General features: G+C 73.4%; 22 protein-coding genes. 12 read left to right on the plus strand and 10 right to left on the minus strand.

All coding sequences use genetic code 11. The annotated features are described in order from the left end of the window. Position 1: 1 nt before the first annotated feature. Together AC5WAM_RS15640 and AC5WAM_RS15645 are read right to left on the minus strand one after the other, a co-directional pair. Complete coding sequence (locus AC5WAM_RS15640; protein WP_366793045.1) at positions 2-1249, minus strand: L,D-transpeptidase; 1248 nt, start codon at positions 1247-1249, stop codon at positions 2-4. Between the two features lie 245 nt (positions 1250-1494). Beyond that, positions 1495-1830, minus strand: coding sequence for a hypothetical protein (locus AC5WAM_RS15645; protein WP_366793044.1), 336 nt, complete (start codon positions 1828-1830; stop codon positions 1495-1497). Positions 1831-1941: 111 nt separating this feature from the next. Here AC5WAM_RS15645 and AC5WAM_RS15650 point away from each other — a divergent pair, with 111 nt between their 5' ends. Together AC5WAM_RS15650 and AC5WAM_RS15655 are read left to right on the plus strand one after the other, a co-directional pair. Beyond that, positions 1942-2208 carry a hypothetical protein gene (locus AC5WAM_RS15650; protein ID WP_366793043.1) on the plus strand — a complete coding sequence of 89 codons (267 nt, stop codon included), beginning with the start codon at positions 1942-1944 and terminating at the stop codon, positions 2206-2208. A 219-nt stretch (positions 2209-2427) separates the two neighbouring features. Further along, positions 2428-3909 carry an APC family permease gene (locus AC5WAM_RS15655; protein WP_495522931.1) on the plus strand — a complete coding sequence of 494 codons (1482 nt, stop codon included), beginning with the start codon at positions 2428-2430 and terminating at the stop codon, positions 3907-3909. On the opposite strand, the gene hutH is transcribed toward AC5WAM_RS15655, so the two are convergent. From hutH to AC5WAM_RS15680, 5 genes are all read right to left on the minus strand, one after another. After that, complete coding sequence (gene hutH / locus AC5WAM_RS15660; protein ID WP_495523592.1) at positions 3910-5448, minus strand: histidine ammonia-lyase; 1539 nt, start codon at positions 5446-5448, stop codon at positions 3910-3912. A 617-nt stretch (positions 5449-6065) separates the two neighbouring features. Further along, complete coding sequence (locus tag AC5WAM_RS15665; protein WP_366793041.1) at positions 6066-7208, minus strand: GGDEF domain-containing protein; 1143 nt, start codon at positions 7206-7208, stop codon at positions 6066-6068. 116 nt (positions 7209-7324) lie between these two features. Beyond that, positions 7325-8119 (minus strand): enoyl-CoA hydratase/isomerase family protein, encoded by a 795-nt coding sequence (locus AC5WAM_RS15670; protein WP_138961504.1) that lies wholly within the window; start codon positions 8117-8119, stop codon positions 7325-7327. Positions 8120-8204: 85 nt separating this feature from the next. Continuing rightward, a complete protein-coding gene (locus AC5WAM_RS15675) occupies positions 8205-9470 on the minus strand; it encodes an adenylate/guanylate cyclase domain-containing protein (protein WP_366793040.1) in 1266 nt (421 codons plus the stop codon). Between the two features lie 317 nt (positions 9471-9787). After that, a complete protein-coding gene (locus tag AC5WAM_RS15680) occupies positions 9788-10651 on the minus strand; it encodes a biotin--[acetyl-CoA-carboxylase] ligase (RefSeq protein ID WP_495522932.1) in 864 nt (287 codons plus the stop codon). 127 nt (positions 10652-10778) lie between these two features. Between AC5WAM_RS15680 and AC5WAM_RS15685 the strand changes: the two genes are divergently transcribed. The 4 genes from AC5WAM_RS15685 (at position 10779) to AC5WAM_RS15700 (ending at position 13827) form a co-directional block, all read left to right on the plus strand. Then, positions 10779-12440, plus strand: coding sequence for an acyl-CoA carboxylase subunit beta (locus AC5WAM_RS15685; protein WP_366789317.1), 1662 nt, complete (start codon positions 10779-10781; stop codon positions 12438-12440). 43 nt (positions 12441-12483) lie between these two features. Continuing rightward, positions 12484-12690 (plus strand): acyl-CoA carboxylase epsilon subunit, encoded by a 207-nt coding sequence (locus tag AC5WAM_RS15690; protein WP_138961501.1) that lies wholly within the window; start codon positions 12484-12486, stop codon positions 12688-12690. Positions 12691-13057: 367 nt separating this feature from the next. Continuing rightward, positions 13058-13186 carry a morphogenic membrane protein MmpB gene (gene mmpB, locus AC5WAM_RS15695; RefSeq protein ID WP_361831922.1) on the plus strand — a complete coding sequence of 43 codons (129 nt, stop codon included), beginning with the start codon at positions 13058-13060 and terminating at the stop codon, positions 13184-13186. Between the two features lie 29 nt (positions 13187-13215). Continuing rightward, positions 13216-13827, plus strand: a complete 612-nt coding sequence (locus AC5WAM_RS15700) for a nucleoside triphosphate pyrophosphatase (RefSeq protein ID WP_495522933.1) — start codon at positions 13216-13218, stop codon at positions 13825-13827. Between the two features lie 21 nt (positions 13828-13848). Here the strand turns inward: AC5WAM_RS15700 and AC5WAM_RS15705 are convergent, their stop codons facing one another. Beyond that, positions 13849-14304, minus strand: a complete 456-nt coding sequence (locus AC5WAM_RS15705; protein ID WP_366789316.1) for a hypothetical protein — start codon at positions 14302-14304, stop codon at positions 13849-13851. 369 nt (positions 14305-14673) lie between these two features. Here AC5WAM_RS15705 and AC5WAM_RS15710 point away from each other — a divergent pair, with 369 nt between their 5' ends. Both AC5WAM_RS15710 and AC5WAM_RS15715 read left to right on the plus strand, forming a co-directional pair. Next, entirely contained in the window at positions 14674-16446 is a 1773-nt protein-coding gene (locus tag AC5WAM_RS15710; RefSeq protein WP_366789315.1) for an acetyl/propionyl/methylcrotonyl-CoA carboxylase subunit alpha, read from the plus strand. Between the two features lie 112 nt (positions 16447-16558). Then, positions 16559-17128, plus strand: coding sequence for a TetR/AcrR family transcriptional regulator (locus tag AC5WAM_RS15715; RefSeq protein ID WP_366789314.1), 570 nt, complete (start codon positions 16559-16561; stop codon positions 17126-17128). A 31-nt stretch (positions 17129-17159) separates the two neighbouring features. Here AC5WAM_RS15715 and AC5WAM_RS15720 read toward each other — a convergent pair whose 3' ends face one another. Then, a complete protein-coding gene (locus tag AC5WAM_RS15720) occupies positions 17160-18095 on the minus strand; it encodes a DeoR/GlpR family DNA-binding transcription regulator (protein WP_495523593.1) in 936 nt (311 codons plus the stop codon). Between the two features lie 251 nt (positions 18096-18346). Further along, on the minus strand, positions 18347-19795 hold the full coding sequence (locus tag AC5WAM_RS15725; RefSeq protein ID WP_172383421.1) for an NAD(P)H-quinone dehydrogenase: 1449 nt from the start codon (positions 19793-19795) through the stop codon (positions 18347-18349). Positions 19796-20398: 603 nt separating this feature from the next. Here AC5WAM_RS15725 and AC5WAM_RS15730 point away from each other — a divergent pair. The 4 genes from AC5WAM_RS15730 to AC5WAM_RS15745 all read left to right on the plus strand — a co-directional run bounded on the left by AC5WAM_RS15730 (position 20399) and on the right by AC5WAM_RS15745 (position 24846). Continuing rightward, positions 20399-20836, plus strand: coding sequence for a gamma-glutamylcyclotransferase family protein (locus tag AC5WAM_RS15730; RefSeq protein WP_138961494.1), 438 nt, complete (start codon positions 20399-20401; stop codon positions 20834-20836). A gap of 115 nt (positions 20837-20951) precedes the next feature. Next, positions 20952-21776 (plus strand): purine-nucleoside phosphorylase, encoded by an 825-nt coding sequence (locus AC5WAM_RS15735; protein ID WP_138961493.1) that lies wholly within the window; start codon positions 20952-20954, stop codon positions 21774-21776. Between the two features lie 50 nt (positions 21777-21826). Continuing rightward, a complete protein-coding gene (locus tag AC5WAM_RS15740) occupies positions 21827-23497 on the plus strand; it encodes a phospho-sugar mutase (protein ID WP_495522934.1) in 1671 nt (556 codons plus the stop codon). Positions 23498-23625: 128 nt separating this feature from the next. After that, on the plus strand, positions 23626-24846 hold the full coding sequence (locus AC5WAM_RS15745) for a glycosyltransferase family 39 protein (RefSeq protein WP_366789311.1): 1221 nt from the start codon (positions 23626-23628) through the stop codon (positions 24844-24846). Positions 24847-25086 lie beyond the last annotated feature (240 nt).

Raw genomic sequence — 25086 nt, forward strand, 5'->3', positions numbered from 1 at the left:
ATCAGAGGGCGGAGCCCGCCTTCCACTGCGCCCAGCTCATGTTCCAGCCGTTGAGGCCGTTGTCCGGGGCGATCGTCTTGTCGCCGGTGTTGCGGACGTCGACGACGTCACCGGTGATCGTGTTCTCGAAGAACCAGGAGCCCGGGGTCGACTTGTCGCCCGCACCCTTCGCGTCCTCGAGGCCGATGCAGCCGTGGCTGGTGTTCACATTGCCGAAGATCGACTTCGAGCCCCAGTAGTTGCCGTGGATGAAGGTGCCGGAGCTGGACAGGCGCATGGCGTGCGGGACGTCCTTGATGTCGTACTCGCCCTTGCCGTCGCTGTCCGTGAAGCCCACGGTCGCGCCGTTCATCCGGGTCTCCTTGAACTTCTCGGAGATCACCATCTTGCCGTTGTACGTCTTGTTGTCGGGCGACCCGGCGGAGATCGGGATGGTCTTGACGACCTTCCCGTCCCGCATGATCTTCATCTGCTTGGTCTTGGCGTCCACGACGGACACCTGATTGCGCCCGATCTTGAACTGGACCGTCTTCTGCTGGACGCCGAACACCCCGTCGGCGCCCTCGACGCCGTCCAGGGCCAGCTTCAGCGTGACGGTGGTGTTGCCCTTCCAGTAGTCCTGGGGGCGGAAGTCCAGGCGCTGGTTGCCGAACCAGTGGCCGACGATCTCCTGGCCGGAGGTCGAGGTCACCTTGACCCCGCTCTGCACGGCCTTCCTGTTAGTGATCGGCTTGTCGAAGTTGATCGACACCGGCATGCCCACGCCGACCGTGGAGCCGTCCTCCGGGGTGAAGCTGCCGATGAAGCTGTTGGCCTTCGAGACGGTCGTGAAGGACGAGTTCTCGTGCGCCTTGCGGCCCTCGGAGTCCGCGGCGGTCGCGGTGATCTTGTACGTCGTGGCGCGCTCCAGCTGGGCGCTGGGCTTCCAGGTCTTCTTGTCCGCGGATATCCGCCCGGCGACCGCTGCGCCGCCCTCGGCCTTCATCACCACGTTCGTGAGCGTGCCCTGGCTCACGGTGACCTTGGCGTCCTTGTTGATGCTCGCGTTGTCGGAGCCGTTCTCCGGCGCGATCGCGATCTTGGCTGCCGAGGTCTTCTCCGCCGCCGCCTCGTCGACCTGGTTCTGCGACTCCTTGCCGCCGGAGCCCTTCTTGTCGCCGTCGTCACCGCTACAGGCGGAGAGCACGAGCACCCCGCCGACCAGGGCGGACACGGCCACCAGACCTCTGCGCCGCTTACTGTCCGTCATTACACGCATCTCCATCGTTGCCGAATCCGCACAAGACCCAGGGGTCCCGTAATCCCGCTTCACGCCTAACGCAGTTCCCGGTCCGTCGCGTTCCATTTCCGCCCCGAATGTGGGGAACACCACGTCGGGCGGGACGGACGGGGCTGCCGCGCGTTCAGGAGACGACGGAGCCCCGGACGGCGGTTGCCGTCCGGGGCTCCCCCTTCGCTCCGGTGCCGACCGGTGCGCGGTGCCGCGGGCGCGCCCTAGGGCTCCTCGCCGTCCTCACCGTCATCATGCTCGTCCGGGTCCCAGTCGGGCGAATCGGGGTCGTAGTCGATCACTTCGCTGCTCCAGGACGCCTGGGTCAGCTCGATTCCGGGCAGCTCCTTGACCAGGTCGAAGGGGTCCACGAGATAGGCGAGCGCCTCCGCGTCGTCCTCCTTGACGGCGGCCTCGGCGTGCATGCGCTCGTCGTGGGGCAGGTGGGGGTCGTCCACGATGCGCTTCAGGGCGGCGGCGGTCAGGTCGCCGGACCCGTCCACCTCGACGACCAATTCGGCACGCAGCCGTACAAAGCGTGATGTTTCATTCACGTTCATGGGAGGGAGGGTACGGCCCGTGCCCGGCTCGGCTTCCGCACGACCCGCGCCTTTCATTAGCATCGCCCCAGACGGCCAATTCGCCAGCTCCACAAGGGGGATCCGTTTCCCGTGACCGCACTTCGTCCGCTGCTGACCGCGGCAGCCGCCGCGGCCCTGCTCAGCGCCCTGTGCTTCGTCCCCTCCGCGAAGGCGGCCCCGGCACCGGACGCACCCCGCCACACCTCCGCCGCACCCCGGGCGACCGCCACCGAGGACCGGCTCGCGGACACGGGCGGCGTCGACACCACCCCGTACGTCGTGGGCGGCACGGCGTTCCTGGGGCTCGGGGCGGGCTTCGTGGCGTACTCGGTACGCCGGGACGGCACGACGGACTGAGCCGGGCGCGGCGCGCGCCGGGCGGCGCCGCCGCCGTACCCGGGCCGCGTGCGGGCCGCCCCGGGCGCGGCGTCCGTGCGGCGGGACACCGGCCCCCTCCGGCCGGAACCTGACGGCTGAGGCGCCAACTCGCGCTTTCGTCCGACCTCTTGGGCTCGGCGGCGATCGTCCGTACCGTTGTCGATCGGCCGTGCCGATCGTCGCGCCCAGGAGGCTCCCATGCCGGAGAAGGGCTTCGTACGCCGCGTGGGCCCCTTCCAGGCCACCGCCATCAACATGAGCCAGATGTGTGGCATCGGACCTTTCGTGACGATCCCGCTGATGGTCGCGGCGTTCGGCGGGCCGCAGGCGGTCACCGGGTTCGTCGCGGGCGCGCTGCTCGCGCTCGCGGACGGCCTGGTCTGGGCCGAGCTGAGCGCCGCCATGCCGGGCTCGGGCGGCAGCTACGTCTATCTGCGCCAGGCCTTCCAGTACCGCACCGGGCGGCTGATGCCGTTCCTGTTCGTGTGGACGGCGATGCTGTTCGTCCCGGTGGGCATGTCCACGGGAATCGTGGGGTTCGTGCAGTACCTGGGCTACCTCGCGCCCGGCATGGGGCGGACGACCGGCGATCTGATCGGGCTCGGCGTGATCGCGCTCGTCATCGCGCTGCTGTGGCGCGGCATCGAGCACATCGCGCGGATCACGGCCGTGATGTGGGGCGTGATGATCGTGTCGGTCGGCTGCGTGATCGTCGCCTCGCTCACGCACTTCGACGCCGACCTGGCGTTCACCTATCCGTCCGGCGCCTTCGAGCTGACGAGCGACCACTTCTGGATCGGCTTCGCGGGCGGCCTGACGATCGGCATCTACGACTACCTCGGCTACAACACGGCCGCATACCTGGGCGCCGAGATCAAGGACCCGGGGCGCACCCTGCCCCGCGCGATCGTCTTCTCGATCCTCGGCATCATGACGATCTACCTGCTGCTCCAGATCGGCACGCTCGGCGTCGTCGACTGGCACCGCATGACGGACCCCGACGACGTGGCCTCGACGTCCGTGGCGTCGGCGGTCCTGGAGGAGACCTGGGGCAAGGGCGCGGCGGACACGGTGACCGTGCTCATCCTGATCACCGCGTTCGCGTCCGTCTTCGCGGGGCTGCTCGGCGGCTCCCGGGTGCCCTACGACGCGGCCCGCGACCGCGTGTTCTTCCGGCCGTACGCGAAGCTGCACGCCCGGCACCGCTTCCCGGTGCTCGGCCTCGCGACGATGGGCGTGGTGACCTCCGGGGGCTTCCTGCTCGGCCGCCACACCGACCTCGCGACCCTGATCCAGCTCCTGACCGCCGTGATGGTCCTGGTGCAGGCCCTGGCCCAGATCCTCGCCCTGAGCGTGCTGCGCCGCCGCCAACCGACGCTGCGCCGCCCCTACCGCATGTGGCTGTACCCGCTGCCGAGCTTCGTGGCGCTCGCGGGCTGGCTGGTCATCTACGGGTACGCCGACAAGAACGCGCCGGGCCGCCACCCCATCGAGTGGTCGCTCGCCTGGCTCGCGCTCGGCTGCGTGGCGTTCGTGGTGTGGGCGCGCCGGGAGAAGGTGTGGCCGTACGGACCGAAGGAGATCAGCGAGGACTTCCTGCCGGCGAGCCCGGCGGGGGCCACGGGCCCCGTGGACCACGGCCCGGCTCCGGGGGACCCGGAGCCGGTGCCGGAGCCGTGATCAGGCCAGCGGTCCCGTGACCTGCTCCGCGGCGGCGACGAGCTCGCCGCCGCGGACGAACCGCTCCGCCGCCGCCAGGTCCGGCGCGAGATACCGGTCCGGGCCCGGGCCCTCGACGCCCGCCTTGCGCACGGCCTCGATGACGGCGCGGCTCGCGGGGGCGGGGGTGAGGCCCTCGCGCAGCTCGACGGCGCGCGTGGCGGCGTACAGCTCGACGGCGAGGATCCGGGCGAGGTTGTCGACGGCGGTCCGCAGCTTGCGGGCGGCCGACCAGCCCATGGAGACGTGGTCCTCCTGCATGGCGGAGGACGGGATCGAGTCGGCGGAGGCCGGGACGGCGAGCCGCTTCATCTCGCTGACCAGGGCGGCCTGTGTGTACTGGGCGATCATGAGGCCGGAGTCGACGCCCGCGTCGTCGGCGAGGAACGGCGGCAGACCGTGCGAGCGGTTCTTGTCGAGCAGCCGGTCGGTGCGCCGCTCGGCGATGGAGCCGAGGTCGGCGGCGGCGACGGCGAGGAAGTCCAGGACGTACGCGACGGGCGCGCCGTGGAAGTTGCCGTTGGACTCCACGCGCCCGTCCGGCAGGACGACCGGGTTGTCGACGGCCGCGGCCAGCTCCCGCTCGGCGACGGTGCGGGCGTGCGCGAGGGTGTCCCGGCCCGCGCCCGCGACCTGCGGGGCGCAGCGCACCGAGTACGCGTCCTGGACGCGCGGCGCGTCGTCCTGGTGGTGCCCGGTCAGGCCCGAACCAGCGAGGACGGCCAGCATGTTGGCCGCGGCGGCCGCCTGCCCGGGGTGGGGGCGGATGGCGTGCAGCTCGGGCGCGAGGACCTTCGCCGTGCCGAGCAGGGCCTCCAGGGAGAGCGCGGCGGTGATGTCGGCGGACTTGTACAGGACGTCCAGGTCGGCGAGGGCCATCACCAGCATGCCGAGCATGCCGTCGGTGCCGTTGAGCAGCGCGAGGCCCTCCTTCTCGCGCAGCTCGACCGGGGCGATGCCGTGCTCGGCGAGCAGCTCGGCGGCGGGCCGCACCGTCCCGTCCGGGCCCTCGGCGTCGCCCTCGCCCATCAGGGTCAGGGCGCAGTGGCTGAGCGGGGCGAGGTCGCCGGAGCAGCCCAGGGAGCCGTACTCGTGGACGACCGGGGTGATGCCCGCGTTCAGGACGTCGGCCATGGTCTGCGCGACCTGCGGGCGCACCCCGGTGTGGCCGGAGCAGACCGTCTTCAGGCGCAGGAACATCAGCGCGCGCACGACCTCGCGCTCCACGCGCGGGCCCATGCCGGCCGCGTGCGAGCGGACGATGTTCCGCTGGAGCTGGGCGCGCAGGCCGTGGTCGATGTGCCGACTGGCGAGGGCGCCGAAGCCGGTGGAGACGCCGTAGACCGGCTCCGGTTTGGCGGCGAGGGCGTCGACGATCTCCCGGGCCGCGGTGAGGGCGACGACGGCGTCGTCACCGAGCTCGACGCGGGCGTTCCGACGGGCGACGGCCACGACGTCCGCGGCGGTGGTGCCGGACGTCCCTACGACCACAGTCTGCATATCCATATTCAGGAGCGTACGCATTGAAACTCGCCGTGTCACTGGGGAACCCCGCCCGCTTCCCCACGGACCACCACGAGGTTCCCTGCGGACCACCGCGAGGTTCCCTGCGGACCACCACAGGGGTCCACTGCGGACCACCGCACGGGTCCTGCGAGCCCCCGCACGGTTCACCGCAGACCACCACACGGGCCCTGCGAACCACCGCACACGCCACCGCAGACCACCCCGGGGCTCGCCACGGACCACCGCCGGGCTCGCTGCGGACCACCGCAGTGGCCCTCTGCGGAACCCCCGCACGGTTCACGGCAGACCACCCCGGGACTCACCGCAGACCACCACACGGCTCGCCGCGGACCACCGCACGGATCAGCGCAGACCACCGCAGGGGTCCACTGCGGACCACCGCACAGGTCACGGGACCTGCGAACCACCGCACACGCCACCGCAGACCACCCCGGGGCTCGCCACGGACCACCGCCGGGCTCGCTGCGGACCACCGCGCGGGTCACCGCGCAGGTCGCCGGAGAACACGGCCCGGGCCGCCGAGGAACGCCCCAGCGGCCGCTGGGGAACACCACCGGGGGGGTACGCCCGGGGGATGCCCCCGGCGCGGGCTACCGCCCCCGGAAGCGGCGGCGTTCGGCCCGGGCGGGGGCCGTCGCCTCGTCCGCGAGGCGCACCACGGGATCGTCGGCGCCCTCGCGGCCCGCGACCACCGGCTTCGGCGCCCGCGCGCCCTTCGCCCGGTACTGCGCCGCGTCCGCGAGCCGGAACAGGCGCCGGGCCGACCGCACCGGACCGATCGGGTCCCCCGTCGACGCGACCCCGCAGGCGACCCCCTCGCCCAGCTCCAACTCGTACGCCCGCAGGCACAGTTCGTCGGCGACCCGCACCACCTCGTCCGAGGAGGGGCCGACCGAAAGGAGGCAGAACTCGTCGCCGCCGAGCCGGGCCGCGAGGGCCCCCGGCAGCATCGCCCCGCACAGCGAGAGCAGCGAGCCGAAGCGTTCCAGGAGCCGGTCGCCGACCGCGTGCCCGAGCCGGTCGTTGACCTGCTTGAGCCCGTTCACGTCGCAGACGACGAGGCTGACGACGACGCCCTCGGCCCGGTGCCGCTCCACGGCCTCGTCGAGCCGCACGTCGACCGCGCGGCGGTTGGCGAGGCCGGTGAGGGAGTCCGTGAAGGCGAGGCGCCGGGCCTCCTCCAGGCGCTCGGTCTGTGCGATCCCGGCGGCGACCACGGCCGCGAGGACGGTGGCGAAGTCCGCGTCGGTCCGGTCGAAGACCGGCGCGCCCACCGGCCGCGCCACGTACAGCTCGCCCCAGGCGCGCCCGCGCAGCACGATCGGGGCCACCACGCAGCAGCCGCGCCCGCGTCGGCGCAGCGCGGCGACCCGCTGGTGGCAGTAGCCCGCGCGCCCGCCGTCACCGGGCCCCCGCGCGGTCTCCACCCAGGCGTGCGGCTCGCCGCCGCCCGCCCAGCGCTCGTGCAGGAACTCCGTGATCTCCGGGAACTGGTGGACGGGGTAGGCCTCGCCCTCGGGGAACTCCTCCTCCCCCGCGGCCAGCTCCCCGACGTTGGCGAGGACGCGCAGGCGCCCGCGTTCGCGCTCCCACACGGACAGCGCGGCGAAGCTCCCGTCCAGGGCCCGCCGGGCGCCCTGGGCGGCCGCGCGCCAGGACCCTCGCGGGGTGTGCGCGGCGGCCATCCCCTGCGCGAGCGCCACGACAGCGCGCAACCGAACGTCCTGTCCCATCACTCCAGGTTACGGACATTCCACGCAAAGGGAGACGTGAGCCCGGAGCGCCCCGCGACTGGGGCCGGGACACCCCGTGGGCGGGGCCGGGACGCCCCGGGCGCCCGCGCGCGGCCCTACTCCCCGGGCCACTCCGGCTTCCGCTTCTCGTTGAACGCCGCCACGCCCTCCGCCCGGTCCCCGGAGAACGCCACCGACCGCCAGGCCGCGTCCTCCACCTCCAGGCCCGCGCGCAGGTCGAGCCCGTGGCCGAGGCGCAGCGCGCGCTTGGCGGCACGAAGGCCGACGGGCGAGTTCGCGGCGATGCGGGCGGCGAGCGCCAGGGCCTCGTCGCGGTCCTCGCCCTCGCCCGCCACCAGGTCGACGAGCCCGAGCTCCTTGGCCTCCGCCGCCGCCACGCGGCGCGCCGAGAAGATCAGCTCGGCGGCCCGCGCGGCGCCCACGCGCCGGGGAAGCAGCTGGGTGCCGCCACCGCCGGGCAGCACGCCCACGGACACCTCGGGCAGGCCGACGACGGCCGTCGGGTCGGCCACGATGACGTCGCAGGACAGCGCGAGCTCGAAGCCGCCGCCGAGGGCGTAGCCGTGCACGGCGGCGACGGTGGGCATCGGCAGGTCGAGCACCCCGGTGTACGCGGCCCGGGTGACGGGCCGCTGGCGCACCAGCTCCGCGTCGGTGAGGGAGTTGCGCTCCTTGAGGTCCGCGCCCACGCAGAACGCGCGCTCGTGCGTGGAGGTCAGCACCACCACGCGCACGTCCCGGTCCGCGCCGAGCGCGTCGCAGGCCTCGCTGATGGAGCGGGCCATGGCGCTGGACACGGCGTTCATGGCCTTGGGCCGGTCCAGCGCGAGCTCCGCCACGTGGCCGTGCCGGCGTACCCCCACGAACTCCCCGAACCGCAGCTCGCCCATGACCCCTCCAACTCCCGGTTAACGACCGTTACCCCGCGATCATGTCAGCAGGACCGCGCCTTGGGTACCCGGCACCGGCCGGGCGTCAGCCCCTGCGGGTGAGCAGCCAGGGCTCGACGATGCCGAGGCCGCGGACCGGCCGCTGCCACATCGGCTGGAGCGCGAAGCGGTACCCGGGCGGCTCCTCGCCCTCCTTCTCGGCGCGCTCGGCGAGGGCCGCGGCCTCCGTCTCGGACGCCGGGGCCTCCCCGGTGCGGGTCAGCTCCTCGGCGAGGGCCCCGTCGACGAGCACGGCGTCCCGGGGCGCTATCGAGGTGAGGCGGCTCGCGAGGTTCACGGTGGTGCCGAACACGTCGCCCATGCGGGTCGTCACCGTGCCGAAGGCGATGCCGACGCGCAGCTCGGGCATGGTCTCGTCGTTCGCCATGGTCTCGATGAGCCGCAGCGCGATCTCGGCCGCGATCCCGGCGTCGTCGGCGGCGAAGAGGACCTCGTCGCCGAGGGTCTTGATGAGCCGTCCGCCGTGCGCGGCGACCAGGTCGGCGGCCGTCGTCTCGAACGCCTCGACCAGCTCGCCGAGTTCCTCCTCCTCCATGCGCCGCGTGAGGCGTGTGAAGCCGACGAGGTCGGCGAAGCCGACGGCGAGCCGCCGGTCGACCATCTCCTCGTCGTCGGCCGCCTGGACGACCCGGCCCGTGGCCGCGGCGAGCTGCCGCCGCCACACGTAGATGAGGAACTCCTCCAGCTCGGGCAGCAGCAGTTCGACGAGCGGATACGTGACTTCCGTCCGGGTCATGCCCGGCTCGGGCGGCTCGGTGAGGCCCTCCAGGAACGAGTCGATCTGCCACTCCGCGAGCCGGGCGGTGGTCTGCCCGGTGGACCGCGCCACCTGCACCGCCATCGCCTCGCTCAGCAGGCCCGCCTCGACGAGGCCCGCGAGGCGGCGCAGCGCGAGCACGTCGGCCTCGGTGAGGGCCTTGGCCTGGCCGATGTCGGGGAAGCCCATGGCCCGCCAGAAGCGGGACGCCAGCTCCATGGAGACGCCCGCGCTGCGGGCCGCCTGGAAGGGGGTGTAGCGCCGGTCGGCCCCGAGGATCAACTGCTCGAGGCGCAGCGCCAGGGGGTCCTTGTCGTCGTCGGGGTCGGCCGGGGGCCCGGGGTTCGCCGTGCGGTCGAGGGCCGCCGACAGCTCCGGCTCCGCCGGGCGGTAGGAGTCGTCCGGCTTGTCGTCCTTGGCGGCCTTGTCGCCCGCGCCGGACGCCTCCTCGGAGGCCGAGGGTGCCGCCGCGCGGGGCTCACCGTCGGGGGCTGGGTGTGCGCCCTGGCCGGAGCCGGTGTCGTCGACGGTCACGCCTGCTGCCCTTCCGATCTGCCACGGTCAGATATCGACCGGCGCCAACTTTACGGCAGGTGTGCCCCAGCTCACTCCCGCCTCGGCCCGCCACCCACGCGGGGCGCCCCTGACCCGCCCCTTCCCGCTTCGGGGGCTCCGCCCCCCTGCCCCCGCTTTTCGGCGCTCCGCGCCTCGTCCTCAAACGCCGGACGGGCTGGAACTGCCGCCGGTCGCGGCAGGGATTTCAGCCCCTCCGGCGATTGAGGAGCGGGGGTCCGGGGGCGGAGCCCCCAGGAAACGGGAAGGGGCGGGACTGGGGCGCCCCGCGAAGGCCGTCAGCCGACGCCGCGCAGGTGGACGACGTCCCCCGCACCCACGGGCTCCCGAACCCCCTCGGCCGTGGCGAGGACCAACCGCCCGTCCCCGTCCACCGCCACGGCCTCGCCGGAGACCTCGCGCCCCCCGGGCAGCTCGGCCCGCACCGCGCGCCCGAGCGTCGCGCACCCCGCCGCGTACGCCTCCTGGAGCCCGCAGGCCGCCGGGTCGCCCCCGGCCCCGCGCCAGTCGCCGTACCAGCGCTCCAGGCTGCGCAGGACGGCCCGCAGGAGGGGGTCGCGGTCGGTGCCCGCCGCGCCCGCGAGGGCGAGGGAGCCCGCGTGCGGCACGGGAAGCTCCGCCGCGCGCAGGGTGACGTTGACGCCGATGCCGACGACGACACCGGTGGCGCCCGCGCGTTCGGCGAGGATGCCGCCGGCCTTGCGCTCGTCCCCGTCGACGGTGACGAGCAGGTCGTTGGGCCACTTCAGCGCGGTGTCGACCCCGGCAGCCCGGGCAAGGCCGGTGGCGACGGCGACGCCGGTGAGCAGCGGCAGCCAGCCCCACCGCTCCACGGGCACCTCGTCCGGCTTGAGCAGGACGGAGAAGAACAGGCCGGAGCGCGCGGGCGCGGTCCAGCGCCGGTCCAGGCGGCCGCGCGCCGCGCTCTGCGCCTCGGCGACGAGCACGGCGCCCTCGGGCAGCTCGTCGGCGCGGGCGGCCAGGTCGCTGTTGGTGGAGCCGGTGGACGCCACCACGTCCAGAGAGCGGTAGAGCCCGCCGTCGCGGACGAGCGCGCGGCGCAGCGCGGCCGCGTTCAGGGGCGGGCGGTCCAGGTCGCTCCAGCGGTTCCCGGTGTTCTCTGGGTCATTCGACGGCGTCATGCAAGCCACCCTAGGTGTGGTAAACGCCGCACTGCACAGGCGTATCCGCGCCGATACGCTACGAGTCAGTAGCCAGCGTCGTCAGCCCCTCACCGTCCCCTTTGAGCAGGCAGGGAGCCGCGTCCCGATGTCCGAGCCGCACGAGCCCAAGCAGCCCTCCGCGCAGCCCCAGGAGCCCCACGGGGCCCCGGCGCCCACCGGGGGCGATCCCGGCACCGACATCCACACGACCGCCGGGAAGCTGGCCGACCTGCGGCGCCGCATCGAGGAGGCGAAGCACGCCGGTTCGGCGCGCGCGGTCGAGAAGCAGCACGCCAAGGGGAAGTTGACGGCGCGCGAGCGGATCGAGCTGCTGCTCGACGAGGGCTCGTTCGTGGAGCTCGACGAGTTCGCCCGGCACCGCTCCACCGACTTCGGCATGGAGCACAACCGCCCGTACGGGGACGGCGTGGTGACCGGCTACGGCACGGTCGACGGCCGCCCGGTCGCCGTCTTCTCGCAGGACTTCACGGTCCTCGGCGGCTCGCTCGGCGAGGTCTTCGGCCAGAAGATCATGAAGGTGATGGACTTCGCCCTGAAGACGGGCTGTCCGGTCGTCGGGATCAACGACTCGGGCGGCGCCCGCATCCAGGAGGGCGTGATGGCCCTCGGGATGTACGGCGAGATCTTCCGCCGCAACACCCACGCCTCCGGGGTGATCCCGCAGATCAGCCTCGTCGTGGGGCCGTGCGCGGGCGGCGCCGTGTACTCCCCCGCGATCACCGACTTCACGGTCATGGTCGACCAGACGTCGCACATGTTCATCACGGGCCCGGACGTGATCAAGACCGTCACCGGCGAGGACGTCGGCTTCGAGGAGCTGGGCGGCGCCCGCACGCACAACGCGACCTCCGGCGTGGCGCACCACATGGCGGGCGACGAGAAGGACGCGATCGAGTACGTCAAGTCGCTGCTCTCGTACCTGCCGTCGAACAACCTCAGCGAGCCCCCGGCCTTCCCCGAGGAGGCGGACCTGGAGACGACCGACGAGGACCGCGAGCTCGACGTGCTCGTGCCGGACAGCGCCAACCAGCCGTACGACATGCACACGGTCATCGAGCACGTCCTGGACGACGGGGACTTCTTCGAGACGCAGCCGCTGTTCGCGCCGAACATCCTCACCGGCTTCGGGCGCGTCGAGGGCCACCCGGTGGGCATCGTCGCCAACCAGCCGATGCAGTTCGCGGGCTGCCTCGACATCGACGCGAGCGAGAAGGCCGCGCGCTTCGTGCGCACCTGCGACGCGTTCAACGTGCCCGTGCTGACCTTCGTGGACGTCCCGGGCTTCCTGCCCGGCGTCGGCCAGGAGCACGAGGGCATCATCCGCCGCGGCGCCAAGCTGATCTACGCGTACGCGGAGGCGACGGTCCCGCTGATCACCGTGATCACGCGCAAGGCCTTCGGCGGCGCGTACGACGTGATGGGCTCCAAGCACCTGGGCGCGGACCTGAACCTGGCCTGGCCGACCGCGCAGATCGCGGTCATGGGGGCGCAGGGCGCGGTGAACATCCTGCACCGCCGCACGATCGCCGCGGCCGGGGACGAGGCCGCCCAGGAGGAGACCCGGGCGCGGCTCATCCAGGAGTACGAGGACACGCTCCTGAACCCGTACACGGCCGCCGAGCGCGGCTATGTGGACGCGGTGGTCATGCCCTCCGAGACCCGCTCGCACCTCGTGCGCGGCCTGCGCCAGCTGCGCACGAAGCGGGAGTCCCTGCCCCCGAAGAAGCACGGCAACATCCCGCTGTAGCCCGGCCCCCACGGCTGTGTCCCGACCCCCGAGGAGCCCATTCGTGATCAAGGTCGTACGAGGCAACCCGACCCCCGAGGAGCTGGCCGCCGCCCTGGCGGTGGTCCAGGCGCGCGCCGCGGCGGCCGCGCAGGCGCCGTCCGGCGCGCCCCGCACCCCGGACGCCTGGGCGGACCCGGCCCGCGTGGCCCGCGAGCGCCTGCCGCAGCCGGGCCCCGCGTCCTGGGGCCGCACGTACTGGCCCGTGTGACGGGCCCGGTGGGGGCGCGGCCCGCGCCCCCACCACGGCGGTTCAGCGCCCGAGCCCGGACCCGATCCGCTTGTTCCGGCAGGTGAGGCCGAACGCCTCATCGCTGAGCGCGTACGCCCCCGCGGCGCCGATCCCGCCCTTCGTGCCGCGCGGCACCCAGGCGGAGCCGTCGTTCCACGGCGCGCCGGCCTTCCTGCATCAGGACCTTGGTGCGCAGTGCGCGCATATCGGAGCGCTCCCCTCCCGGACGGCCAACGCGTAGTTGATGCCGGGCACCGGCACGGGGGCGTACGGGTGAACGATCGATCTGCGGAACTTAGGTACGCGTACTCAGGCGCGGGACCGGCCCGGCGCGCACCATCGAGCCATGCTGTGGTCCGACCCGGAGAACGACCCGCCCAAGGACATGCGGGACATGCAGGCCAAGATGCGCCGCGCGGGCGTGCTCCTGGCGGTGGCCATGCTCCTCGCGATGCTGATCCTGGGGATCATCTGAGCGGGCGGGACCGCGGCTACGCTGACCGCATGAGTGATCAGCCCACCCGCCGCCTCGTCCTCGCCTCCCAGTCCCCCGCCCGCCTCGGCCTGCTGCGCCAGGCGGGGCTCGCCCCCGAGGTGATCGTCAGCGGGGTCGACGAGGACGCGGTCGCCGCCCCCACCCCGGCCGAGCTCGCCAAGGCCCTCGCGGAGGCGAAGGCGTCGGTGGTCGCCGCGCGGCCGGACGTCAAGGGCGCCCTGGTCATCGGCTGCGACTCGGTCCTCGAGCTGGACGGCCAGGCCCTCGGCAAGCCCGCCGACGCCGAGGAGGCCACCGCCCGCTGGAAGGCGATGCGCGGCCGCGCGGGCGTCCTGCAGACCGGGCACTGCGTGTACGACACGGCCTCGGGCCGGCACGTCGCCGCCACCGCCTCGACGGTGGTCCGCTTCGGCGAGCCCTCGGACGAGGAGATCGCGGCGTACGTGGCGAGCGGCGAACCGCTGTACGTGGCGGGCGCGTTCACCCTCGACGGCCGCTCGGCCCCGTTCATCGACGGCATCGACGGCGACCACGGCAACGTCATCGGCCTCTCCCTGCCGCTCCTCCGCCGCCTCCTGGCCGAACTGGGCGTGGGCATCACCCAGTTGTGGGCCGACTAGCGCGCGGCCGCGGACGGCGCCTCACGCCGTCCGCGGAGCCGCCTCGCCGGGCGGCGGCGGTGCGTCCGCCGCCGCGACCCGGCCCTCGTGGCGGTCGTAGGCCAGCAGCGTCAGCACGACGAGCCCAAGCACCAGCATCATGAACGCGAACGCGAGCCAGCCCACCAGGCCCACCGCGAACGCGCCGAGCACCGCGTGCAGCACGGCCGCGCCGATCAGCACGGCGTGCCCGAAGCCGCCCGGCGCGCGGTCGCGCACGGCGGTGCGCGCCAGCAGGAAGCCGCACAGCGCGAGACAGAGCCCGAGGACACCGCCCGCGATCCACGTCGCCACGGTCATGGCGTGCGGGTCGAGCCCGGCGAGGGACATCTTCTGCTCGTCGACGACCAGGCCCAGGAACCAGTTGAGGAACGCGACGCCGGCCGCCTCCGCCCACAGCACGACCGCGCCCGCCCACGCCACTGGTCTGCGCCCCACGGCGCCCCACCCACTCTCCACCGATCCCCGGCAACCGCTGTTACCGCAAGTACGTACGAGCCATCGGGCACGCTACTAACGGGTAAACCGGGGGACAAGAGCCGTGCCGGAGGCAAAGATTCATTGGGCCATTCGTAGGGACTCCACAAAGAAAGCTCCCGCGCCGCAGCGCGCCCTCACAGAGACCTTGAGCACACCGGAGGGCTACGCTGCCCGGAAGGGACCCTGCGTACCACGGTGCGACAAGGGATTTCGGGGGTCTGGCGCGCCTCGGATCACGCTCCGTGTGGGCAAGCTCACCAATGGGGACGGGTCGAAAGGGCGTGTCGGCAGTCCCTAAACTCGGCTTGTTTCAAGGAGGGAGCCATCGTGCGCAAGGTGCTCATCGCCAACCGTGGCGAAATCGCTGTCCGGGTCGCCCGGGCGTGCCGGGATGCCGGGATCGCGAGCGTTGCCGTCTACGCGGACCCCGACCGGGACGCGCTGCATGTGCGGGCCGCAGACGAGGCGTTCGCCCTCGGCGGTGACACCCCGGCGACCAGCTATCTGGACATGGCGAAGGTGCTCGCCGCCGCCAAGGACTCCGGGGCGGACGCCGTCCACCCCGGTTACGGCTTCCTCTCCGAGAACGCCGAGTTCGCGCAGGCCGTCCTGGACGCGGGCCTCACCTGGATCGGCCCGCCGCCGCAGGCGATCCGGGACCTGGGTGACAAGGTCGCCGCCCGGCACATCGCGCAGCGCGCGGGCGCCCCGCTGGTCGCGGGCACCCCGGACCCGGTCTCGGGCGCCGACGAGGTCGTCGCGTTCGCCGAGGAGCACGGCCTGCCCATCGCCATCAAGGCGGCGTTCGGCGGCGGCGGCCGCGGCCTGAAGGTCGCCCGCACCCTCGAAGAGGTGCCGGAGCTGTACGACTCCGCGGTGCGCGAGGCGGTCGCCGCCTTCGGCCGCGGCGAGTGCTTCGTGGAGCGCTACCTGGACAAGCCGCGCCACGTCGAGACCCAGTGCCTCGCCGACCAGCACGGCAACGTGGTCGTGGTCTCCACCCGTGACTGCTCGCTCCAGCGCCGCCACCAGAAGCTGGTGGAGGAGGCCCCGGCGCCGTTCCTCTCCGACGCCCAGGTCGAGGAGCTGTACAGCGCGTCGAAGGCGATCCTGAAGGAGGCCGGCTACGTCGGCGCGGGCACCGTCGAGTTCCTCGTCGGCGCCGACGGCACGATCTCCTTCCTGGAGGTCAACACCCGTCTCCAGGTGGAGCACCCGGTCACCGAGGAGGTCGCCGGGATCGACCTGGTCCGCGAGATGTTCCGCATCGCCGACGGCGCGGAGCTCGGCTACGGCGACCCCGAACTGCGCGGCCACTCCTTCGAGTTCCGCATCAACGGCGAGGACCCGGGCCGGGGCTTCCTGCCCGCCCCCGGCACCGTCACCAAGTTCGCGGGCCCGTCCGGCCCCGGTGTCCGCCTGGACGCGGGCGTCGAGTCCGGCTCGGTCATCGGCCCGGCCTGGGACTCGCTGCTCGCCAAGCTGATCGTCACCGGGCGCACCCGCAAGGAGGCCCTGGAGCGGGCCGCCCGTGCGCTGGCCGAGTTCGAGGTCGAGGGCATGGCCACCGCCATCCCGTTCCACCGCAAGGTGGTCGCCGACCCGGCGTTCGCGCCCGAACTGACCGGCTCCGACGAGCCGTTCACGGTCTTCACCCGATGGATCGAGACCGAGTTCGTCAACGACATCCCGCCGTTCGCCCCCGTGGGCGGCGACGCCGAGGAGGAGGACGGCGACCGCGAGACGATCGTCGTCGAGGTCGGCGGCAAGCGCCTGGAGGTCTCCCTGCCCGCCGGCATGGGCATGTCCCTGGCGCGTACGGGACTTTCGGCGGGCGCCAAGCCGAAGCGCCGCGCTGCCAAGAAGTCCGGGCCCGCCGCCTCCGGCGACACCCTGGCGTCCCCGATGCAGGGCACGATCGTCAAGGTCGCGGTCGAGGAGGGCCAGGAGGTCAAGGAGGGCGACCTCATCGTGGTCCTGGAGGCCATGAAGATGGAGCAGCCCCTGAACGCCCACCGCTCCGGCACCGTCAAGGGCCTCCAGGCCGAGGTGGGCGCGAGCCTCACCTCGGGCGCGGCCATCTGCGAGATCAAGGACTGAGTCTTCCCTGCGCGGGCACCCTGAGCCCGTACCGCCAGGCCTCCGCCCACCCGTCCCCCACCGGGGCGGGTGGGCGGGGGCGTTCGGACCGTCCGGCGACCGAGGAGGCCGCATGCGCGCCGATGCCCAGCGCAACCACCAGCGCCTCCTGAAGGAGGCCCGCTCCGCCTTCGCGGAGCACGGTACGGACACCTCCCTCGAAGACGTCGCCCGCCGCGCGGGCGTGGGCATCGGCACCCTGTACCGGCACTTCCCCAACCGTCACGCCCTGATGAGCGCCGTGTTCGAGGAAGCGGTCAGCGATCTCCTGAGCCGCTCGCGGGAGCTGCTCGACGCCCCGCAGCCCTGTGCGGCCCTCGTGACGTGGCTGCGCGCCCTGGTCACGCACGCGAGCGAGTACCGGGGGCTCGCGCGGGCCCTGATGTCGGTGTCGCGGGACGACAGCACCCCGCTGGGGCGGTGCAGCCGCCCCATGCGGGAGGCGGGTGCGGCCCTGCTCGCCCGCGCCCGGGCGGCGGGCGCGGTGCGCGCGGGCGTGTCCATCGAGGACCTGCTCCAGCTGACGAACGCGATCGCCCTGGCCGCCGAGGAGTCCCCCGACGACCCGGAGCTCGCCGACCGGCTGCTCACCCTGACCCTGCGCGGCCTCAAGGCCCACCCCGCGGACCCGTCCGGCGGCTGAGGGCGGGGCGCACAGCGCCCCGCCCCCGGGCCTACCGCCGCCGGAGGTCGGCCACCCTCGCCGCCCGCTCCCCGGGCTGCTGGTCGCCGAGGACCGCCGCACTGCGCAGCTGCGGCCCCTGGCCCCCGTGTCCCCGCCGCTGGCCGGGCAGCGGCACGTCCCGGCGGGGCTGGCGGCCCGTGGGCACGGAGTCGACCCCCGGGCCCTGGCCGGGGCCCGCGGCTCCGCCGGCCACGGCGATCTGCACGCCCTGGTCCGCCAGGGCCTGGAGCTCGGTGGCCGCGCGGTCGTCGTGGGCGGGCGGTTCGTCGGTGACGAGGCGGGTGATGACGTCCGTCGGCACGGTCTGGAACATCGTGTCCGTGCCGAGTTTGGTGTGGTCGGCGAGGACCACGACCTCGGCCGCCGCCTGGACGAGCGCGCGGTCCACGCTCGCGGACAGCATGTTCGACGTGGACAGGCCGCGCTCGGCGGTCAGGCCACTGCCGGACAGGAAGGCGCGCGAGACCCTGAGCCCCTGGAGGGACTGCTCGGCACCACTGCCCACCAGGGCGTAGTTGGAGCCGCGCAGGGTGCCGCCGGTCATGACGACTTCCACTCTGTTGGCGTGGGCCAGGGCCTGGGCCACGAGCAGGGAGTTGGTGACCACGGTCAGGCCGGGTACCCGCGCGAGCCGGCGGGCCAGCTCCTGCGTGGTCGTACCCGCCCCGACGACGATGGCCTCGCCCTCATCGACGAGACCCGCCGCGAGATCGGCGATGGCCGTCTTCTCGGCGGACGCGAGATGCGATTTCTGCGGAAAGCCGGACTCCCGCGTGAATCCGCCCGGCAATACCGCACCGCCATGCCGGCGGTCGAGGAGTCCTTCTGCCTCCAGCGCGCGCACGTCCCGCCGTACGGTCACTTCGGAGGTCTGGACGACGCGGGCGAGCTCACGGAGCGACACAGCCCCGTTGGCCCGCACCATTTCGAGGATCAATTGGCGACGTTCTGCAGCGAACACGAAACTGACAGTAACCCCAACGACCGTCTGCTTTCAGCAGTTTGCGCCGAATTACAGAAGTTGTACGCACGACAGGGGTGGGAGTGGTATAGGGGTACTCCACGCGCCTATGCCGGACGCATGGACGGCAACAGGCTGTGACCTGCGAAGAGTTGATTCCGGCCGCCGGAGGGATCACCTCCGGGTGCCGCGCGCGGCACCCGGAGTCGCCGGAATCAGGCCTCGCCGCTCGTCTTCCGCGTGTGCAGCTGCCGGGCCACCTCGGCGATCGACCCCGAAAGCGAGGGGTACACGGTGAAGGCGTTAGCGATCTGCTCCACCGTCAGATTGTTGTCGACCGCGATCGAGATGGGGTGGATCAGTTCCGAGGCGCGCGGTGCGACGATCACGCCGCCGACCACGATCCCCGTGCCGGGGCGGCAGAAGATCTTGACGAAGCCGTCCCGGATGCCCTGCATCTTGGCGCGCGGGTTGCGCAGGAGCGGCAGCTTGACCACCCGGGCGTCGATCTTGCCCGCGTCGACGTCGGCCTGGGTGTAGCCGACGGTGGCGATCTCCGGGTCGGTGAAGACGTTCGACGAGACGGTCTTCAGGTTCAGCGGGGTCACCGCGTCGCCCAGGAAGTGGTACATCGCGATGCGGCCCTGCATGGCGGCCACGGAGGCGAGGGCGAAGATGCCGGTGACGTCACCGGCCGCGTACACGCCGGGGGCGGAGGTCCTGGACACCCGGTCGGTCCAGATGTGCCCGGAGTCCTTCAGCTTGACCCCGGCCTCCTCCAGGCCCATGCCGCTGCTGTTGGGGATGGCGCCGACGGCCATCAGGCAGTGCGTGCCGGAGATGACGCGCCCGTCGGCGAGGGTGACCTCCACGCGGTCGCCCACGCGCTTGGCGGAGGCGGCGCGGGTACGGCCCATCACGTTCATCCCGCGGCGGCGGAAGACGTCCTCCAGGACGGCGGCGGCGTCCGGGTCCTCGCCCGGCAGCACGCGGTCGCGCGACGACACGAGGGTCACCTTGGACCCGAGCGCCTGGTAGGCACCGGCGAACTCGGCGCCCGTGACGCCGGAGCCGACCACGATGAGCTCCTCGGGCAGCTCGTCGAGGTCGTACACCTGCGTCCAGTTCAGGATGCGCTCGCCGTCCGGCTGGGCGTCCGGCAGCTCGCGCGGGTGGCCGCCGGTGGCGATGAGCACGGCGTCGGCGGTGAGCCGCTCCTCGGACCCGTCGGCGGCGCGCACGACCACGGTCCGCGACCCGTCCATGGCCTGCTGGCCTTCAAGGCGCCCGCGGCCGCGCAGCACGCGCGCGCCCGCCCGCGTCACGGACGCGGTGATGTCGTGCGACTGCGCGAGCGCGAGCCGCTTCACCCGACGGTTCACCTTGCCGAGGTCCACGCCCACGACACGCGCGGCCTGGTCGATGTGCGGGGTGTCGTCCTCGACGATGATCCCGAGCTCTTCGTACGACGAGTCGAAGGTGGTCATCACCTCGGCCGTCGCGATCAGGGTCTTCGACGGCACGCAGTCGGTGAGCACCGACGCCCCGCCCAGACCGTCGCAGTCGACGACGGTCACCTCCGCGCCGAGCTGGGCCGCGACCAGCGCCGCCTCGTATCCGCCGGGTCCGCCACCAATGATCACGATCCGAGTCACGTACTCCATTGTCCCGTACGCCCCGAGCACCGAGCGAGCGGGGCCACATCCACCCCCGCCCCCACCCCACAGCACCCCCAAGAACAACCACCCACCACCCGCCACCCCACCCATCCGAAACCCAAGAACGACCGCCCAGCACCCCCACCCAGCCCATCCGACACCCGAGAACGCACGCCCAGCCCCCCACCCAGCCCGCCCGGCACCCGAGAACGAACGCCCAGCACCCCCATCCAGCCCGCCCGGCACCCGAGAACGCACGCTCAGCACACCCATCCAGCCCATCCGACACCCGAGAACGCACGCCCAGCCCCCCACCCAGCCCGCCCGGCACCCGAGAACGAACGCCCAGCACCCCCATCCAGCCCGCCCGGCACCCGAGAACGCACGCTCAGCACACCCATCCAGCCCGCCCGACACCCGAGAACGAACGCCCAGCACCCCCATCCAGCCCGTCCGGCGCTTGAGGACAAGCGCGCAGCGCGGAAACCCAGCCCGCCCCCCGCCGGAGGACAAGGCGCGAAGCGCCAAAAAGGGCCGGTTAAGGGGGCGCAGCCCCCTTAACGGCAACTGCGTAGGGCGCCCACGCCAGAAAGCCGTACCCTCGACGGCATGTCGCTCTACGCCGCGTACGCCGGCAATCTCGACGCGCGGCTCATGACGCGCCGCGCCCCGCACTCGCCGCTGCGCGCGACCGGCTGGCTGAACGGCTGGCGGCTGACGTTCGGAGGCGAGCACATGGGCTGGGAGGGCGCACTGGCCACGATCGTGGAGGCCCCGCGCTCCCAGGTCTTCGTCGCCCTGTACGACGTGGCGCCGATGGACGAGGACTCCATGGACCGCTGGGAGGGCGTCGGCCTCGACATCTACCGGCGCATGCGGGTGCGGATCCACACCCTGGAGGGCGAGGAACCCGCGTGGGTGTACGTCCTGAACGGCTACGAGGGCGGCCTGCCCTCGGCGCGCTACCTCGGCGAGCTGGCCGACGCCGCCGAGTCCGCGGGCGCCCCCCACGACTACGTGATGGAACTGCGCAAACGCCCGTGCTGACCCGCTCCGGCGGGAGCCCGGTCGATCACCTTGTCGGAAACGACAAGGCAACGATCCCGATCCCGTGAGCCTCGTCATCTACGCGCGTAGGGCGTAACCGGCTACCCTCGTCGGCGTGAACGCTTCAGTTATTCCGGACGACATCCAGGGCGACCCGTACGCCGCCGCCGACGCCGCCGCCACGCGCCTGCGTGAGCTGACGGGCGCCGAGACCCACGACGTCGCCCTCGTGATGGGCTCCGGCTGGGCACCGGCCGTCGACGCGCTCGGCGCCCCCGAGGCCGAGTTCCCGGTCACCGAGCTGCCCGGCTTCCCGCCGCCCGCCGTCGCGGGCCACGGCGGCAAGATCCGCTCCTTCAAGGTCGGCGACAAGCGCGTCCTGGTCTTCCTGGGCCGCACGCACTACTACGAGGGCCGGGGCGTCGCCGCGGTCGCGCACGGCGTGCGCACCGCCGTCGCCGCGGGCTGCAAGACCATCGTGCTCACCAACGGCTGCGGCGGTCTGCGCGAGGGCATGCGCCCGGGCCAGCCGGTCCTGATCAGCGATCACCTCAACCTCACGGCGACGTCCCCGATCGTCGGCGCGAACTTCGTGGACCTCACGGACCTGTACTCGCCGCGCCTGCGCGCGCTGTGCAAGGAGGTCGACCCGACCCTCGAAGAGGGCGTGTACGCGCAGTTCCCCGGCCCGCACTACGAGACGCCCGCCGAGATCCGCATGGCCCGCACCATCGGGGCGGACCTCGTCGGCATGTCGACCGTCCTCGAGGCCATCGCGGCGCGCGAGGCCGGGGCCGAGGTGCTCGGCATCTCCCTGGTCACCAACCTCGCCGCGGGCATGACGGGCGAGCCGCTGAACCACGAGGAGGTCCTCCAGGCGGGCCGCGACTCGGCGACCCGCATGGGCGAGCTGCTCGGCAAGGTCCTCGACCGCCTCTGACCGCGCCGCCCCCAGGCGTACGACCCCCCTCACGGAGAGGCTGACCACACGTGCAGGACCACCAGGAGCACGACGTACTCATCGACCGGGCCCGGACGTGGCTCGACGAGGACCCGGACGCGGACACCCGCGAGGAGCTGGCGAAGCTCATCGCGGGGGCGGCGGACGGCGCGGACGTCCTGGCCGACCTCGCGGCCCGCTTCGCCGGCACGCTCCAGTTCGGCACGGCCGGGCTGCGCGGCGAGCTGGGCGCGGGCCCGATGCGGATGAACCGCTCCGTGGTGATCCGCGCGGCCGCGGGTCTGGCCGCCTATCTGAAGGGCAAGGGCCACACCGGCGGCCTGGTCGTCATCGGCTACGACGCCCGCCACAAGTCGGCGGACTTCGCGCGGGACACGGCGGCCGTGATGACCGGGGCCGGGCTGCGCGCCGCCGTGCTGCCCCGGCCGCTGCCGACGCCGGTCCTCGCCTTCGCCATACGGCATCTGGGCGCCGTCGCGGGCGTGGAGGTCACGGCCAGCCACAACCCGCCGCGTGACAACGGCTACAAGGTCTACCTGGGCGACGGCTCGCAGATCGTGCCGCCCGCCGACGGGGAGATCGCGGCGGAGATCGACGCGGTGGCGAGCCTGCACGACGTGGCGCGCCCGGAGTCCGGCTGGGACGTCCTCGGCGAGGAGGTCCTCCAGGCGTATCTGGCGCGCACGGACGCGGTCCTGTCCCCGGGCTCGGCCCGGACCGCCCGGACCGTCTACACGGCCATGCACGGCGTCGGCAAGGACACGCTCCTCGCCGCCTTCGCGCGGGCCGGCTTCCCCGAGCCGGTGCTCGTGGCCGCGCAGGCCGAGGCCGACCCGGACTTCCCGACGGTGGCGTTCCCGAACCCGGAGGAGCCGGGCGCGATGGACCTGGCGTTCGCCACGGCCCGCGAGGCGCGGCCCGACCTGGTGATCGCCAACGACCCGGACGCGGACCGCTGCGCGGTGGCCGTGCCCACCGACGCCGAGCGCTCCGCCTGGCGCATGCTGCGCGGCGACGAGGTGGGCGCGCTGCTCGCGGCCCATCTGGTGCGGCGCGGGGCCGAGGGCGTGTTCGCCGAGTCGATCGTGTCGTCGTCGCTGCTCGGCCGGATCGCGCGGACGGCGGGCCTCGGCTACGAGGAGACCCTCACGGGCTTCAAGTGGATCGCCCGCGTCGAGGGCCTGCGGTACGGCTACGAGGAGGCGCTCGGCTACTGCGTCGACCCCGAGGGCGTCCGCGACAAGGACGGCATCACGGCGGCGCTCCTGATCACCGAGCTGGCCTCGGAGCTGAAGGAGGAGGGCCGCACGCTGCTCGACCTCCTCGACGACCTGGCGCTCGCCCACGGACTGCACGCCACCGACCAGCTCTCGGTGCGCGTGCAGGACCTGTCGCTGATCGCGGCCGCGATGCGGCGCCTGCGCGAGCAGCCGCCGGCGCGCCTGGCCGGACTCGCGGTGACGCGCGCGGAGGACCTGGCCGAGGGCTCGGCACAGCTGCCGCCCACGGACGGGCTGCGCTACACCCTCGACGGGGCGCGCGTCATCGTGCGCCCGAGCGGCACCGAGCCGAAGCTGAAGTGCTATCTGGAGGTCGTGGTGCCGGTCGCGGACCGCCCCGGCCTGCCCGCGGCCCACGCGCGGGCCGCGGAGCTCCTGGCCGCCCTGAAGCGGGACTTCGCGGAGGCGGCCGGAATCTGAGCCCGGGGCTCCACCCGTACGGGTGGTTCCGCGCGGCAACTGACGCAGCGTGCAGGTGCGCTGCCGGTCAACCCAGGAAGGGTCCGACCGGTAGCGCACCTTCTCGTTCGTCACGCCCGGGAGCCGCAGTGCCGTACGGACCCCTCGCCCGTCTCTCCGGTCGCAGCGCCGACACGCCGTCCCGCGTCCCCGCGTCGCGCCGCTCCCGTCCCGTCGCCCGGCCACCGCGCGGCCCGCGCGCGCGGGCGGTCGCCGCGCTGCGGCACGCGGCCCCGGCGCTCCTGGCGTACGCGGCGGTGCGCGTCTGCGGTCTGCTGGTGTTCGTCCTGTGGGCGCGCCACGAGCACCGCGGCGTCTGGCACCTGCTCGCCGAGTCCTGGGACTGCGACTGGTACTTGAAGATCGCCGAGCACGGCTACGCGGACACGCTCGGCCACACCTTCGACGCGAACAACCTGGCGTTCTTCCCGCTGTACCCGCTGCTGATCCGGGCGGGCGAGCACCTGGTGCCCGCGCCGCGCGGCGCAGTGGGCCTGGCGATCGCGTGCGCGGCCTCGTTCCTCGCGGCCTGGGGGATCTTCAAGGTCGGCGACCGGCTGCACGGGCGGCGGACCGGGGTGCTGCTCGTGCTGCTGTGGGCGTGCCTGCCGGTGGCCCTCGTGCAGTGGATGGGCTACACGGAGTCCCTGTTCACGGCGTTCGCGGCGTGGTGCCTGTACGCGGTCCTCACCGGGCGCTGGGTGGCGGCGGGAGCCCTCGCCTCGCTGGCGGGCCTGACCCGCCCGACGGGCATCGCGCTCGCCGCCGCGGTGACCGTGACGGCCCTGCTCGCACTGCGCCGCCGCTTCTCGGCGGCCGCGCTCGCGGGCGCCGTCCTCGCGCCCCTGGGCTGGCTCGGGTACGTCGGCTGGGTGGGGGTCAGGCTCGGCCGCTGGGACGGCTACTTCGCGGTGCAGAAGTGGTGGCACAACGAGTGGGACGGCGGCGTCGGCACGCTGCGCTGGATGAAGAGCCTGTTCGTCGTGGAGCGGCCGCAGCTGTTCCTGGTGATGGTGACGCTGGTGCTGTGCGGCGCGCTCGTGCTGTTCGCGATGTCGGTGGCGGGGCGCGAACAGCCGCTGCCGCTGCTCGTGTTCACGGGCCTGCTGCTCGCGATCGTGCTGGGCTCGCGGGGGGTGTACTTCCCCCGGGCACGGTTCCTGCTGCCGGGCTTTCCGCTGCTCCTTCCGGTGGCGCTCGCGCTCTCCCGGGCCCGGGCGCGGGTGGTGGTGCCGGTCCTGCTGGGCGCGTCCCTGACGTCGGCGGCCTTCGGCGGGCACATGCTCCTGGTGTGGCTGGGCCCGCCGTGAGGCGCGCGGCCGGGCCCGGGGCCGGGGCCGGGGGGCCTGGGGATCGGGGGTCCGGGGGCGCTCGGCCGGTCCGGGGGCGTGCCCCGGCGCATGGGTGCCCACTGCATCCCGGCCGCGGCCGTGCTGAATCCGGTCCGGTTCCCCGGGAGTTGGCGCCCGCCCGGCTCCCCGGCGGCCGCGGCCGGACAACGATGCCGCACTATGGAAGCGCTGTCCGGCGGCTCCCCGGCCCCCCAGCGG

The organism is Streptomyces sp. JLYT201 (genome assembly GCF_059448825.1).